This is a genomic window from Corynebacterium sp. BF-R-2 (assembly GCF_024586525.1).
GTDB classification, from domain to species: Bacteria; Actinomycetota; Actinomycetes; order Mycobacteriales; family Mycobacteriaceae; genus Corynebacterium; species Corynebacterium singulare.
The window spans coordinates 74,569-87,861 of record NZ_JAMFTP010000013.1 but is presented as its reverse complement, the minus strand read 5'-3'; the positions used below and the strand labels follow the sequence as shown (position 1 = coordinate 87,861).

Below are 13,293 nucleotides of genomic sequence, written 5' to 3'. Positions count from 1 at the left end.
TAGCCACCGGTCCGAATTCATTGCGCTTATCGCGTACGGTAAGCAAGCCTTCATCGAGATTTAAGAAAGAACCGCCATGCGCCGCATTCCTTCCCGCATTGTTGCCACTGCTGTGGCCGTCGCCACCTTCTCGTCCGTGATTGTTGTCCCGCAGGCACTCGCGGTGGAGTTGCCTACTGATTCCGCGTTCGTCCACGAGGACGAAGGCTCCGACACTGTCGATGTCAACGGCACTCTCTTTGATGAGGACGGCAACCTGATTGACTCTAATAACGCTGGCGATATTGCTATCGAGGATATTGAGCGAGAATCCCGCGACAATGATTTCAGCTTCTTCGGCACCGAAAGCACGAAGCCTACGACACTCGCTGAGCTTGAGAGCACCGAGGCCTCTACCGCCGACGTCACCGTGACCGCAGCAGAAAAGAACGGAAAGCTAGTTTGTGAAATCACTGACGCTCCTGGCAAGGAAGGCCAGTTGCTTGAGCGCAAGCTTGACCTAGCAAAGGCATTCTACGACGGCGGCAACAAGCTGCTCCAGACCGTCTGGGAGGTTATCCCAGTCGTTGGCGATCTTATCCCGTCTGATTTCATCAAGAAGATTGGTGCGAGCTCCTGGGAAGGCATTGCCAAACTCGTCCGTAAGGGTGAGGCAGACAAGGCCGTAACGTGGGACCTGGCTCGTGCACAAGGCATGGCCATCGGCCGCATTGACAACGCTGATGCAGAGGTCGATCTCAACAACCCGGATGCTGCGAAGAAGACCGTATCGAACCTCATCAAGTTTGCTGACGGCGCCTTCGGTAAGGGTGTCTCCGTCGTCCTCAAGATCTTCAATGCTGCGGTGACCATCGCTGGTCTTTTCCCGGGCGCCAGTGCAGCCAAGGACCTTAAGCTTTCCGACGACCAGCGCGCTGAGATTGAGGAGACTCTCAGCGGCATTTCTGCCTCCGCCTCTGCTCTGGCTGAAGTCAATGCGCCTGCCGGCCAGAAGTGCGCTGACATGCTCAACGGCAAGAAGGTCTCCAATGACAAGCCTGCCACGCCGACTGAGTCGGAACCGGTCAAGCCCAGCGAGTCCGCTCAGCCGACCGACCCTTCCGAACCGTCTGCCTCCGGCAAGCCCACGACCGAGCCGTCTGCCTCCGACAAGCCCACGACCGAGCCGTCTGCCTCCGGCAAGCCCACGGCCGAGCCGTCTGAGACTCCCTCCGCCGGTGCCGACGGTAAGGACGGCAAGGATGGCGAGCCGGGCCGCGATGGCAAGGACGGTGTCGACGGTAAGGACGGCAAGGATGGCGAGCCGGGCCGCGATGGCAAGGACGGTGTCGACGGTAAGGACGGCAAGGATGGCGAGCCGGGCCGCGATGGCAAGGACGGCAAAGATGGCGAGCCAGGTCGTGACGGCCGCGACGGTCGTGACGGCCGTGACGGTAAAGATGGCGAGACAGGTCGTGACGGTCGCGATGGTCGTGACGGCCGCGATGGCAAGGACGGTGTCGACGGCAAAGATGGCGAGTCGGGCCGCGACGGTAAAGATGGCGTTGACGGCAAAGATGGCCGTGATGGTGCGAATGGCATGAACGGTGCCAACGGCGCACCAGGTCGCGATGGTATCAACGGGCAAGATGGTCGCGATGGCTTGAACGGTCTTAACGGCCGTGATGGCGTCGACGGCAAGGACGGTAAGGATGGCAAGGACGCTGATATGTCCTCTATGGTTGGCTATTCCTTCCTCGCGGCCCTTCTTGGTGGCGGCCTCATCGTCTCTGTACTTGGTGCGATGGATTACCTTTACCTGCTGGGCTACCTGCCTAAGGAAGGCATTCCGTGGCGTGCTGGCCGCTAAGGATGCGCTAGCTACTGTGCCAAAGGCTCTGTAAAACCTAGAGCGAGCAATCAAGGCCACCGTCTCCGGCATCTTTGCCGGGCACGGTGGCCTCTTTGTGTTGTTTGCAAACTCGGGTGGTATCGCCTAAGGAGGGATGTCGTGGGGTACATCATGTCGCATAATCCGTACGTGGGAGGGGGTGCTGAAGTAAACTCAACCTTACAGAGTAAGGCTCTCTTTCGACGGTGAGGTGATCCACCCCATGTTTGGCAGAATGCTGTGGAACGATGTCCGTCGAAATACGGTGTTGACCTTTGCAGTTACGGCTCTCATGGCGGTCTAAGTCGCGCTAGCGACGGCAAGTGCTGGGCTCATCGCACAATTGGGCGGGGCAGCCGATGCTTTGCTCGACCAAGCGCGGGCACCACACCTCGTGCAGATGCACGCAGGAGACGTCGATAAGCACAGCATTGACAGATTTGCCCAGGACACCCCGAATGTCACCGACCACCAGGTAGTCGAACTGCTGACACTCAACAGCTCCGACCTTGTCTTCGCTGGTGTGGACCAACGCGATAATGTCCAGCAGAACTCACTTGTTGTTCCGCCGAAGAGTGGGGACCTCTTACTCGATGAGGACAACCAGCCCATTGGAGCGGTAGAGCCCGGCACCGTCATCATGCCCATCATGTACAAGATTGAGGGTTCCCTGCAGGTAGGGGACGTTGTGGATATCGGCACTGGGCCCGGTGCGCGATCCTTGACGGTTGTTGGTTTCACGAGGGATTCAATCATGAATCCACCGATTGCCGGCTCCAAGCGTATCGCGGTCAACGACGCGGATTTTATGGATATCGCAAGTAACTATGGCACGCGGGAGTACCTTATCGAGTTCTGGGTGCAGGATCCGGATACCCAGATCCCAACGGTAAGCACCGCATACATGGATGCTGGATTACCGGCCAATGGCCCCACGGTAGACCGCGCGACCTTCCGCATGTTCATCGCGGTTGGTGAGGGCTTTAGCGCCGGAGCGATCATCTTGGCGTCGTTGCTTCTTCTCGTCGTGGGGTTGCTCGTTCTGCGCTTGTCGTTTTTGACAACGTTGCGCCACGACGCCAAGGAGATTGGCGTGCTCAGCGCTATTGGCGTACCCACAAGCAGGATCCGGCGGCTGTATTTAGTGAAATACGCTGCGCTAGCTGCCATTGCTGCCGTAGTGGGGTTGGCACTTGGTCTGGGGTTGCTACCCCTGATGACACAGCGGTTATCTGCCTACCAAGGCGTCCAACATAGTGGGGCGGGCGTAGCCGGGGCGATGTGTGGCGCGCTATTGATGTTTGTTCTTACCGTTCTGTTTGTCCTCGTCATGTTGCGCAGGGTGGGACGCACGAGCGCCGTGGAGGCGCTCCGAACAGGAGGCACACAGGAGGTTGGCAGGGGACCGCGCCTTAGCCTCGCTACGGCGAAGCGGACACCGACAAATATTCGTCTGGGCTTTATAGCGCTGCTGCGTGGACTGAGCGCCCATGTCCTTCTCTTCTGCGTACTGGTAATTTCTACCTTCATCGTCATTGTGCCCACCGCTGCAGCCAACACAGCCAATGATCCGCGGTTCAGCACCTATATGGGCATTGCGCAGGCAGACGTTTACTTCGGCTGGCGTGCAGAATCACCTGCGGATGCGGACATTGCTCACGACATTGACGCCACCCTGCACCACGCCGATTCCGTGGCTCATCACGTCCTCACCACCACGTCCCGTCACGATGTTCTCGCGGTCTCTGGAGAACGCATCAGCATGAACATTGTCAGCGGCGACCACGACACCATGCCCACCTCCTATGTCGAAGGCCGCGCACCACATAACCCTGGCGAGATCGCGCTGCCGCTGATGTCCTTGAGCGCGACCGGATATGAGGTGGGGGAGACGATTCCCGTGGATGTGCAGGGTGAACTGAAACCCTTGACCATCGTTGGCTCATACCAGGACATCACCAACGGTGGTAAGACTGCCAAAGCGCTGCTGGATACAAAGCTTGAAGATGTCACGTGGTACACGGTGCTGGTTGATCTTCAACCTGGCGTTGAGCCTGCGGACGTCCTGGAGGAGTGGTCTCACCGTTGGCCTAAAGCTAATCCCGTCGCCTTGGAGACCATGGCAGAGCAAACCTTCGGACCTGTCGCCCAGTCTCTGCGAACCGTGGCCTTGATTATCCTGGCCACAGCGGCACTGCTTGCGGCTCTGATCACGCTAATGTTCGTTCGTATGCTCATTGCTACCGACTCCACGCCGATTGCCATTCAGCGCGCGTTGGGCAACACGGACGACGGTATCCGTACTCAGTACCTCACTCGGACTCTCTCCGTGCTGGCGTGCGCGGTTCCGGTAGGAATGGTGTTGGCCCTTATCGCCGGGGAGGGTGTGTTCAACCTCGGTATGGAACTCATCTTCGGCGGGATGGAGGCAGCTGGCCAAGGCGGCAGCCAAATCCAACTTATGGTCAATCCTTGGCTGGTGTATGGTCTTGTTCCCCTCGTTCTTTCTCTTTCGGTTGCCGCTGCCACGTGGCTGGGTAGCCGCTCCATCAGCCGTACCCATATCACGGAGGTGACTGCGCAATGACAACCATTCTGTCCGCCCGCAACGTAACCAAGGCTTTCGGCGATAACACCGTGCTTCACGGAATTAGCGTTGACATTGATGCCGGGGACATGGTGGCCATTACTGGGCCATCTGGGTCAGGAAAGTCCACACTGCTGTATGCGCTCAGTGGAATGGATAGCGTTTCCTCGGGGCAGGTGACACTTTGCGGCGAAGACCTCACCCAGCTCAGCCAGAAAGAATTGGCGCGACTGCGACTAACCCACATGGGTTTTGTCTTCCAACAGATCCACCTGCTCACGAACCTCAACGTGCTCGACAACATCATTTTCCCGGCCTTCCTTGCCGGCCTTGCGCCGCGGGATGAGCTAGTGGAACGCGCGCACGAACTCATGCAGCACTTGGGCGTGGCATCCTTAGCACGCCGCGACATCACCGAAGCCTCGGGCGGCCAGCTCCAACGTGTCGGCATCTGCCGCGCGTTGATCAATGAACCGCGCATCATCTTCGCTGATGAGCCCACGGGTGCTTTGGACAGTGAGAATAGCCGCCAGGTGATGGACATCTTCCGTGATATCAACTCTGCGGGCACGACGATTGTCATGGTCACTCACGATGAGGACATTGCGTCCTCGAGTCCCCGCCGAGTTCACCTTGTAGACGGGCTCGTAGACTACGACATCCGGACGGACGAACAATAAAACAATGAAAGCTGGTCAGAACTTCTCTGACCAGCCGGAAAGCTGTCGGACTAACAGGATTTGAACCTGCGACCCCTACACCCCCAGTGTAGTGCGCTACCAAACTGCGCCATAGTCCGCCGTCGCACCACTTGGTGCAACTGCTACAGATTACACCAGCGGTATTCGCTTCAACAAATTGCTGTTCAGGGCGTATTTCGCTCAGAGGTTAATAGGGCGAGGGAACTGCCGGTAGGCCCTAGAACTCACCAGCTGAGTACACCCACAGCCCGTCCTGGCGGCGGAAGGAGGAGCGCTCGCGCTGGGACCCTGTGGCAGCGCCCTTGTAAAATGCCTCAAACTCGACGACACCAGTGTCATCGAGAGGCCCGCCAGCCACGGTATCGAGGATGTCAAGGCGATAGAAACGTATCCCGGTCTCGGCCAGGTCGAGTCGCTCGGGGCGGGTTCTGGGATCCCATGTGCGTAGGAGGTATTCTTCGTCACCAGTCACAAAGGCGCTGAAACGGGAGCGCATGAGTGCTTCCGCAGAGGGGGCCGGTGTACCAGCGAGATACCGCGAGCAACACTCGCCAAAAGTGAGGCCGGTTCCGCACGGGCAGCGTGCCCCAGGTTCGAGGGGATTGAGGACAATCATCGGCGTGCCTAGGCGGTGGCGGAGACAGTATCGGCCGTCACGACTGTGGTGGTGACGGTGGCATCGAGAAGGGAGTCGATGGGGGTGGCCGTGGAGGCGTCGACAAGCGCGGTGCGTTGCTCCGAGCTCAACGATTCCGGAAGGGAAATGGTGCGGGTGAAAGAACGATCAGAGTCCTGCGTGACGGTGACGGTGAGTGACTCCAGTGCCTGTGTGTCGACCTTCTGCTCCTTGCCCGCAGCTTTGAGCGCCTGTGTTGTAGCGGTGGCAAGTGCGGACATCAGCAGACCTTCGGCGGTAAAGCCCTGTCCCTTGCCGCCGCCCTTCTTCGTGCGGTCAGCGGTCACGGCACGTTCGTTGTTGCGCACGACAACGCCCATGCGCGTGCCCACTGCAGGGGCAGCTACGGCGGTATCAGCATCAACCGGTGCCGGAAGGTTTTCGGGAACGATATACTGCTCCGCCCAGGCACCGATGAGGTCAGCCGCACGGGCGGCGGCGCCCTGCTTTGTCAGCAGGTGGTCGGCCTTATCGAGAGCGATGAGGGACTTGGGGTAGCGCGTAGTAAGGAAAATGTTCTGGGCGTTATCTATGCCGACCGTTTGATCAATGGGGGAGTGCAATAGCAGCAGCGGTTTGCGCAGGCGTGGCAGGTACGCTTCCGGGTTGGTCTCCGCGAGGTCCTCGAGGAAGTGGCGAGAAATGATGAGCGCGCGACCACCTAGGGTCACTTCAACTTCACCGTTGGCGTCGACTTCACCAATCTTGTCGGCATAGTGAAGAACCGAGTGCGCTGGGTCGAACGGTGCGCCGATGGTGGCTACGGCCTTGAGTGAACGGATGTCATTCGCGGCGGCGAGAGAAGCCGCGCCACCCAGAGAGTGGCCCATGAGCAGCTGCGGGGCGGAGTAATTCTCAGCCAGCCACTCTGCTGCGGCCTGGATGTCCGCAACATTCTGGCTGAAGTTGGTTTCGCTGAAGTTGCCCTCGGACTGGCCTAGGCCGGGGAAGTCGAAGCGCAGGGTAGCGATACCAAAATTGGTGAGCTGCTTACTCACGCGAGCTGCGCCCGGGGTGTGGCGGGAGCCGGCGAAGCAGTGCGCAAAAATGGCGAATGCTTGCGGCGGGGTGTCAGGAAAATCGATGGTGCCGGCCATCGTGGTGCCGGTGCTGGAGGGGAGCGTCACGTTCACGGATTGCATGCTCATAAGGATATAAGGGCAAGTGCGCGCCGGCGAACCGGGGTTGACTAAAGTCGAAGGGAGATGTGTAGGCCGCACAGAAAGGTGAGGAGTGCTCATGGGTGCATTCGATTGGTTCTGGAAGGCGATGGGCGCGCAGTCCGAGCGCAACAACAAGAAATCTAAGGCTGTAGTGGCAGCCGCAGATTCGGCTGTGGAAGATGTTGCTGCGCTGGATGATGCCGCTGTGGCCGACGCCGCCCGCTCTTGTGTGAAAGATGGCGCCATTGCGGACAAGTCCCGCTTCCTCGCGGCACTTGCCGTTGCGAGTGAGCGCAAGTTGGGGATGCGCCCCTTCAACGTGCAGTCGCAGGCAGTCCTGCGTTTGCTGGAGGGCGATGTCATCCAGATGGCCACCGGAGAGGGCAAGACGCTCGTGGGAGCCATGGCAGCAACGGGTTTTGCGCTGACTGGCAAGCGCGTGCACCTGGTGACAGTGAACAATTACCTTGCTGCGCGCGACGCTGAGTGGATGCGCCCGCTCGTCGAGTTCTTCGGACTTACCGTGGCTTCCGTGACGGAAAAGCTCGGACCAGAAGAGCGCCGCGCGGCTTATCAAGCGGACATTATTTATGCCCCGGTCAATGAACTGGGCTTTGACGTGTTGCGCGATAACCAAATCACCTCGCGTGAGCAAACGGTCCAAGCCCGCGCAGATGTAGCGCTTGTGGACGAGGCCGACTCCGTCCTCGTTGATGAAGCCCTCGTGCCGCTAGTTCTCGCTGGAAACCGGCCGGGCGAAGAATCGACGGGCCACATCACCAATGTGGTCTCCCGACTACGCGAAGAACACGATTACGTCATTGCGGAGGATGGGCGCACGGTTGCGCTCACGGATGAGGGCGCGGCGCGGGTTGAGCGCGAGCTGGGGCTGGACTCCTTGTACTCCGAGGAGAACATCGGAACGGTGCTGGTCAAGGTTAACCTGGCACTGCATGCTAAGGCCCTGCTCATCCGGGATATTCACTACATCATTACGGACGGCAAGCTGCAGCTTATCGACGCCTCCCGCGGCCGCGTTGCCGACCTCCAGCGCTGGCCCGATGGCCTCCAAGCAGCCGTGGAAGCCAAAGAGGGCCTTGAGGTTTCTGAGGGCGGTCGCATCCTTGACACCATCACCCTCCAGGAACTGATGCGCCGCTACCCGCTGGTGTGTGGCATGACGGGTACGGCGGTGGAGGCCACCGACCAGTTACGTCAGTTCTATGACCTGCACGTCTCCGTCATTGATCGTAACCAGGAGCTGCAGCGCTTCGATGAGGCTGACCGTATCTATGCAACGGTGGACGATAAGTCGAAGGCCATCGTCGAAGAGATCGCCGCCATTAACGCCACCGGACAGCCGGTTCTCGTGGGTACCCACGATGTGGCTGAGTCAGAGGATTTGGCCGATGCCCTGCGGGAACGGGGGATTACGGTCAACGTCCTCAACGCCAAGAACGACGAGGACGAAGCCCGCATTGTGGCTGAGGCCGGCGATGTGGGACGGGTGACCGTGTCTACCCAGATGGCAGGTCGTGGTACCGATATCAAGCTTGGCGGCGCGGATGAAGCAGATCGTGATGCTGTCGTGGAAAAGGGCGGTCTAGCTGTTCTGGGAACCTCGCGTCACCGTTCCTCCCGCCTAGACAATCAGCTGCGCGGCCGCGCGGGCCGCCAAGGAGACCCTGGTATGTCGGTATTCTTCGTGTCCCTTGAGGATGACGTCGTACAGCAGGGTGGCGAGGATGAATCCCTGTCGGCGCGCCCCAATGCCGATGGACTCATTGAGTCCAAGCGAGTCAGCGACTTTGTGGCACATTGCCAACGCGTGACCGAGGGCCAGTTGCTTGAGATTCATGCCCAGACCTGGAAGTACAACCAGCTGCTCGCAGACCAACGCGTCATCATTGATGAGCGTCGCGCGAAGCTTCTCGATACTGCCCAGGCTTGGGAGGAGCTCGCGGAGCGTGCGCCTGACCGAGCCGCCGAGCTTGGCGATGTCCCTGCCGACGCCCGCGAACGCGCCGCCCGCGAAATCATGCTTTATCACTTGGATCTAGCCTGGGCAGATCATCTTGAGCTCATGGACGATGTCCGCGAGTCCATCCACTTGCGCGCGATCGCCCGCGAGACCCCCATCGATGAGTACCACCGCATTGCTGTGCGCGAGTTTAAGGATTTGGCGCAGCGCGCAGTGGATGATGCCGTCGATACATTCAAGAACGTTGTCATCGATGCCGAAGGTGCACATCTGGAAGACCACGGTTTGTCCCGCCCGAGTGCGACCTGGACCTACATGGTGTCTGATAATCCGCTGTCAGGGGGCGGAAATTCGGTGCTCAAGGGTATAGGTAACATCTTCCGCTAATGTAAATTACAGCGAGGCGGCTCGCGCGGGCAGCGGAGTCGCTAATATAGATTAGGTCAACATCGATCCGACCCTTCGGAGGTAAAAATGAGCGAGAACACCGGAACGCCGGAACCGCAGGCAGAGACTACTTCTGTCTTCCGCGCCGATCTTCTCAAGGAGATGGAAAACGGCACCGCGGCGAGCTCCGACGATTCCGTCGCTGGCGCTGAAAACCTGGCTGAGGGCCAGGCGCTGCTCGTCGTGAAGCGCGGCCCCAACGCTGGTGCGCGTTTCCTGCTGGATCAGCCCACCACCACCGCGGGACGCCACCCAGAGGCAGACATCTTCCTCGATGACGTCACCGTCTCCCGCCGCCACGCTGAGTTCCGTGCCAACGATGGTCAGTTCGAGGTCGTCGACGTCGGATCCCTCAATGGCACCTACGTTAACCGCGAGCCACGTAACGCACAGGTCCTCGAGGTCGGTGACGAGATTCAGATTGGCAAGTTCCGTCTGGTCTTCATCGCCGCCAAGTAAGTTCCAACCGGCGGGGCGGGGATAGTTGTCTCTGCCTCGCTGTGTTCTCAAGACCGTGTAGAAAGCAGAAGTAGTCCCCATCGTGAGCGCACAGAACTCCTCCGCCGTCGCGGCACCCTCTGCCGCTAGGAAGCCTAAGGCCGCCAAGCAGAAGCCGATGTCTATCGGCGTGACGCTGAAGCACCTGCAAAAGCAGTTCCCTGATGTCACGGTGTCCAAGATTCGCTTCCTTGAGTCGGAGGGGCTGATTACCCCTGAACGCACGCCTAAGGGCTACCGCCGCTACTACCAGAAGGATCTGGATCGTCTGCGCTACATTCTGACCGCGCAGCGTGATAACTATACTCCGCTGAAGGTCATCCGCGAGCAGCTGGAAGCAATGGACTCCGGCCAAGTCACCGCGATTGTGTCCTCGCAGGCTGAGGCCCTGATCAGCGCTGAACAGCTCCGCGCTCCGGTGGTCAATAGACTTACTGATGCCGATGTGGCCGACCAGGCAGGCGCCACCCAGGAAGACATTGCGAGCTTGGTCAAGGTGGGGCTCATCAAACCAGATGCTGCTGGTTTCTTCGACACCGATGATGTGTCAATTGTGTCTGCCGCTGTGGCTCTCGAGTCCTTTGGCTTCGAGGCCCGCCAGCTCAAGTCCCTGCGCAACGCGGCTCGCCGCCAAGCTGACCTTATTGCGCAGGTTGCCACGCCCGTCGCTCACTCGAAGTCCGATACCGCGCCGCAACAGGCGGAAGAACTCTCCCAGCAGATGGCAGCGCTGGTGCTTTCGCTGCACAGCACGCTGGTGAAAACCGAGCTGCGCGACGAGTTCCTGCAGTAGTTTCTGTCGCTTCAGCCGTGAGAGCTGGCGCGACATCCATGCACTGCAAAAGTGTGGGAGAGTGGAAGCCATGAATTCTGAAGAACTGAAGCTTTTAGGTATCCATCCAGTCGGCCCCGAAAACAATCTGTGCGCCCTTTTCTATTGGGAAGAAGCAGACCGCCACGTTCCTGTGTGGGTGTCACCCATTGACGGCGCGCGTGTGCTGCAGGTATTAGAACACCATTTTAATGCGCGCCCCAGTACCTACGAACTCCTGATTGCCTTTGCTGATCAACTCGATGGCATTGAGAGCATCTGTGTCTCGGAGTACCGCAAGGGTGCGTTCATGGTGGATCTCATTGACGGAACGGGGGAGGAGCACGACGCCCGCATGTGCGATGCTCTTGTGTTGGCGGATCACTATGGCGTGCCCATTACTTTTGAGAAGGACGTGCTCAATGAGGTTGCCATCTATATCAGTGATGAAGACCTGAAGGATTACTACGGACTTGAACGTGAGTCCGAATCCCCTGAAACCTTCCCTGAGAAGCGGCTGCGTGACGTCGATGAACGGGTTGCTCAAAGGAAAGCCCAGGAAGATGATGATTTTGAGCAGCTAATGCGCGATTCTGGAATTTCCGAAAAGGATCTTTTCGGCGAGGATGAATCGGAGGATGAGAACTAGATTCCCGTTTGGTTTATCATCACGCGGCGCCCGTCGAGGGCGCCGCTGTTTCTTTCTGCCTGGGAGATTTTTAATGACACGCGTGTGACTAATGATGACAAAGGGATGAAACAAGTCTAAAGTTCTACTAGAGGTTCAGCGCGGTCTACCCTTGACGCGGTTAACGGCGTGGCCTTTAATAGAAAACTAGAACTCCCTTCAAACACCATTGGAGTAATTACGTGAGCAGTAAAGACCTTCACATCGAGAATCTCGAGGCTGAAAGCCAGCTGGACTACGGCGCGGGCGAAAGCTACGTCCAGGAGTCACTCTTTGATATTGGCCCGGATGAGGAACTGGGCTACCGTGTTCCTATCGCCTGTCAGGTAGCGGGAATTACCTACCGCCAGCTGGATTACTGGGCACGTACTGATCTGGTCAAGCCTTCCATCCGCACCGCCCGCGGTTCTGGTTCCCAGCGCCTGTACTCCTTCAAGGACGTGCTTGTGCTCAAGATTGTCAAGCGCCTGCTGGATACCGGAATTTCCCTCCAAAACATCCGCTTGGCCGTGGACTCTTTGCGTGACCGCGGCGTCAATGACTTGGCTGAGCTTACTCTTGTCTCTGATGGTACGACCGTCTACGAGTGCCGCTCCAACGACGAAGTCATTGACCTTCTTGCCGGTGGCCAGGGCGTCTTCGGAATTGCAGTGCCTGGCATCCTGAAGGAACTCTCCGGCACCATTACTTCCTTCCCTGCAGAGCGCATCGTGGAGGAAGAAGAGGCTGATGTCGTCGTCGGTCTTGACGAGCTCGCAGCTCGTCGTAAGCGCAAGACTTCCTAAGGCAAAGGCCCGCGAGGCCCACCTGTAGCCCCGCCGCACATCCCAGCACTGCTGCTCACGTCAGTGCACGAGGAACGTGCGGCGGGGCTCTTTGTCTTGGAAGGCAACCTTCCTCCGGGAATCAGTACGCGCGGAGGACCCGGGGCAGGGGGAACTACTTCACCCCAGCTGCAGCAGCGATGCTGTTCTGGTCCTCTGTAATATCGGAGGGATCTGCTACGGCGGTGAAAGAATCCGCCAGCTTTTCCAGTTCGGTGTCCTTGTCACCGTCCCCAAGATGGACAACGCTCAGGCTTACGCCGTCCGCGCGCGCATTCTTCACAGCTTCAGCAAAAGAGGCATCATCCATGTCCTGCTGTGTGCCCGTCGTGATGAGAACGACGCGTGTGTCCTTTCCGCTCTCGGACACTTGGTCCGTCGCGTTACCCAGGGCCGCGATGACAGCACTGCGCGTTTGGGGAACTCCGCCGGTGCCAAACATCTGGGCGGCATAAGCCACGTTGTCAGCATCGCCATAAGCTACGTTTTGGCGATAACCCACCGTAGCGGTGGCGGAAATGGGGGAGGAGTAGTTCCACAATCCCACCTGGGTTCCCTGTGCACCGGCAGCTCGTGCGGCCTCAGCTACGCCTTGGCTTACCGGATCAAAGTACGGAGTGAGGTTCTCAGAGGTATCGAGGAGGAACAACGTATTCGGTGCGACCTCATCGGCTGCGCCGTCGGGCTTGTTCTCCGAGCTAGGCGCAGTGACAGTAGAAGATGACGCGTCCTCAGAGGCCTCGGTCGATGTTGAGCTGACAGAGGATGATGGAGCTGCCTTCGCGGTAGGGGAGACTGCTGTGGTGGCGTTCCCGGAAGTCTCCTCGGGCGTAAGCGCTGTGGAGGATTTTTCTGCCACGGTCTCGGATGAAGCAGGGTCATTTCCACGGAAAAGGAAGAAGCCACCGATAACAAGCGCGAGCACCGCGAGGATGGCCACGATAATGAGCCACGGAGCAAGTGCGTAGTTATTCTTTCCATCCGAGTGCTGGGCCATCATGTTCCTTCCGCGCTGGGGCCACTTGACCTATCGACTCAACGTCACGC

Annotated in this window: 11 protein-coding genes and 1 tRNA gene; 8 read left to right on the top strand and 4 right to left on the bottom strand. The window is 58.9% G+C overall.

Annotated features, from left to right (window positions below):
• Positions 1-76: 76 nt before the first annotated feature.
• From M5J09_RS10575 to M5J09_RS10565, 3 genes are all read left to right on the top strand, one after another.
• Complete coding sequence (locus tag M5J09_RS10575; protein ID WP_257157823.1) at positions 77-1,849, top strand: hypothetical protein; 1,773 nt, start codon at positions 77-79, stop codon at positions 1,847-1,849.
• Between the two features lie 421 nt (positions 1,850-2,270).
• Entirely contained in the window at positions 2,271-4,457 is a 2,187-nt protein-coding gene (locus M5J09_RS10570) for an FtsX-like permease family protein (RefSeq protein WP_257157822.1), read from the top strand.
• A complete protein-coding gene (locus tag M5J09_RS10565) occupies positions 4,454-5,137 on the top strand; it encodes an ABC transporter ATP-binding protein (RefSeq protein WP_257157821.1) in 684 nt (227 codons plus the stop codon). Before M5J09_RS10570 ends, M5J09_RS10565 begins: the two co-directional genes overlap by 4 nt.
• Before the next feature lie 45 nt (positions 5,138-5,182).
• Here M5J09_RS10565 and M5J09_RS10560 read toward each other — a convergent pair.
• From M5J09_RS10560 to M5J09_RS10550, 3 genes are all read right to left on the bottom strand, one after another.
• Positions 5,183-5,256 (bottom strand) — tRNA-Pro (locus M5J09_RS10560).
• Positions 5,257-5,375: 119 nt separating this feature from the next.
• Positions 5,376-5,774 carry a YchJ family protein gene (locus tag M5J09_RS10555; RefSeq protein WP_257157820.1) on the bottom strand — a complete coding sequence of 133 codons (399 nt, stop codon included), beginning with the start codon at positions 5,772-5,774 and terminating at the stop codon, positions 5,376-5,378.
• Between the two features lie 8 nt (positions 5,775-5,782).
• A complete protein-coding gene (locus M5J09_RS10550; RefSeq protein ID WP_257157819.1) occupies positions 5,783-6,976 on the bottom strand; it encodes an alpha/beta fold hydrolase in 1,194 nt (397 codons plus the stop codon).
• 97 nt (positions 6,977-7,073) lie between these two features.
• Between M5J09_RS10550 and secA2 the strand changes: the two genes are divergently transcribed.
• The 5 genes from secA2 (at position 7,074) to M5J09_RS10525 (ending at position 12,207) form a co-directional block, all read left to right on the top strand.
• Positions 7,074-9,365, top strand: coding sequence for an accessory Sec system translocase SecA2 (gene secA2 / locus M5J09_RS10545; protein ID WP_257157818.1), 2,292 nt, complete (start codon positions 7,074-7,076; stop codon positions 9,363-9,365).
• Between the two features lie 87 nt (positions 9,366-9,452).
• Positions 9,453-9,884 (top strand): oxoglutarate dehydrogenase inhibitor Odhl, encoded by a 432-nt coding sequence (gene odhI / locus M5J09_RS10540; protein WP_042530926.1) that lies wholly within the window; start codon positions 9,453-9,455, stop codon positions 9,882-9,884.
• Between the two features lie 82 nt (positions 9,885-9,966).
• On the top strand, positions 9,967-10,716 hold the full coding sequence (locus M5J09_RS10535; RefSeq protein ID WP_257157817.1) for a MerR family transcriptional regulator: 750 nt from the start codon (positions 9,967-9,969) through the stop codon (positions 10,714-10,716).
• Positions 10,717-10,786: 70 nt separating this feature from the next.
• Complete coding sequence (locus tag M5J09_RS10530) at positions 10,787-11,383, top strand: bifunctional nuclease family protein (protein ID WP_257157816.1); 597 nt, start codon at positions 10,787-10,789, stop codon at positions 11,381-11,383.
• Between the two features lie 269 nt (positions 11,384-11,652).
• Positions 11,653-12,207, top strand: a complete 555-nt coding sequence (locus M5J09_RS10525; RefSeq protein WP_144792707.1) for a MerR family transcriptional regulator — start codon at positions 11,653-11,655, stop codon at positions 12,205-12,207.
• Positions 12,208-12,361: 154 nt separating this feature from the next.
• Here M5J09_RS10525 and M5J09_RS10520 read toward each other — a convergent pair whose 3' ends face one another.
• Positions 12,362-13,246: a vWA domain-containing protein gene (locus tag M5J09_RS10520; protein WP_257157815.1), complete on the bottom strand. Its 885-nt coding sequence runs from the start codon at positions 13,244-13,246 to the stop codon at positions 12,362-12,364.
• Positions 13,247-13,293 lie beyond the last annotated feature (47 nt).

Coding starts and splice junctions, on each gene's coding strand:
- M5J09_RS10575 (WP_257157823.1), top strand. CDS start 77: ATGCGCCGCATTCCTTCCCGCATTGTTGCCACTGCTGTGGCCGTCGCC.
- M5J09_RS10570 (WP_257157822.1), top strand. CDS start 2,271: ATGCACGCAGGAGACGTCGATAAGCACAGCATTGACAGATTTGCCCAG.
- M5J09_RS10565 (WP_257157821.1), top strand. CDS start 4,454: ATGACAACCATTCTGTCCGCCCGCAACGTAACCAAGGCTTTCGGCGAT.
- M5J09_RS10555 (WP_257157820.1), bottom strand. CDS start 5,774: ATGATTGTCCTCAATCCCCTCGAACCTGGGGCACGCTGCCCGTGCGGA.
- M5J09_RS10550 (WP_257157819.1), bottom strand. CDS start 6,976: ATGCAATCCGTGAACGTGACGCTCCCCTCCAGCACCGGCACCACGATG.
- secA2 (WP_257157818.1), top strand. CDS start 7,074: ATGGGTGCATTCGATTGGTTCTGGAAGGCGATGGGCGCGCAGTCCGAG.
- odhI (WP_042530926.1), top strand. CDS start 9,453: ATGAGCGAGAACACCGGAACGCCGGAACCGCAGGCAGAGACTACTTCT.
- M5J09_RS10530 (WP_257157816.1), top strand. CDS start 10,787: ATGAATTCTGAAGAACTGAAGCTTTTAGGTATCCATCCAGTCGGCCCC.
- M5J09_RS10520 (WP_257157815.1), bottom strand. CDS start 13,246: ATGATGGCCCAGCACTCGGATGGAAAGAATAACTACGCACTTGCTCCG.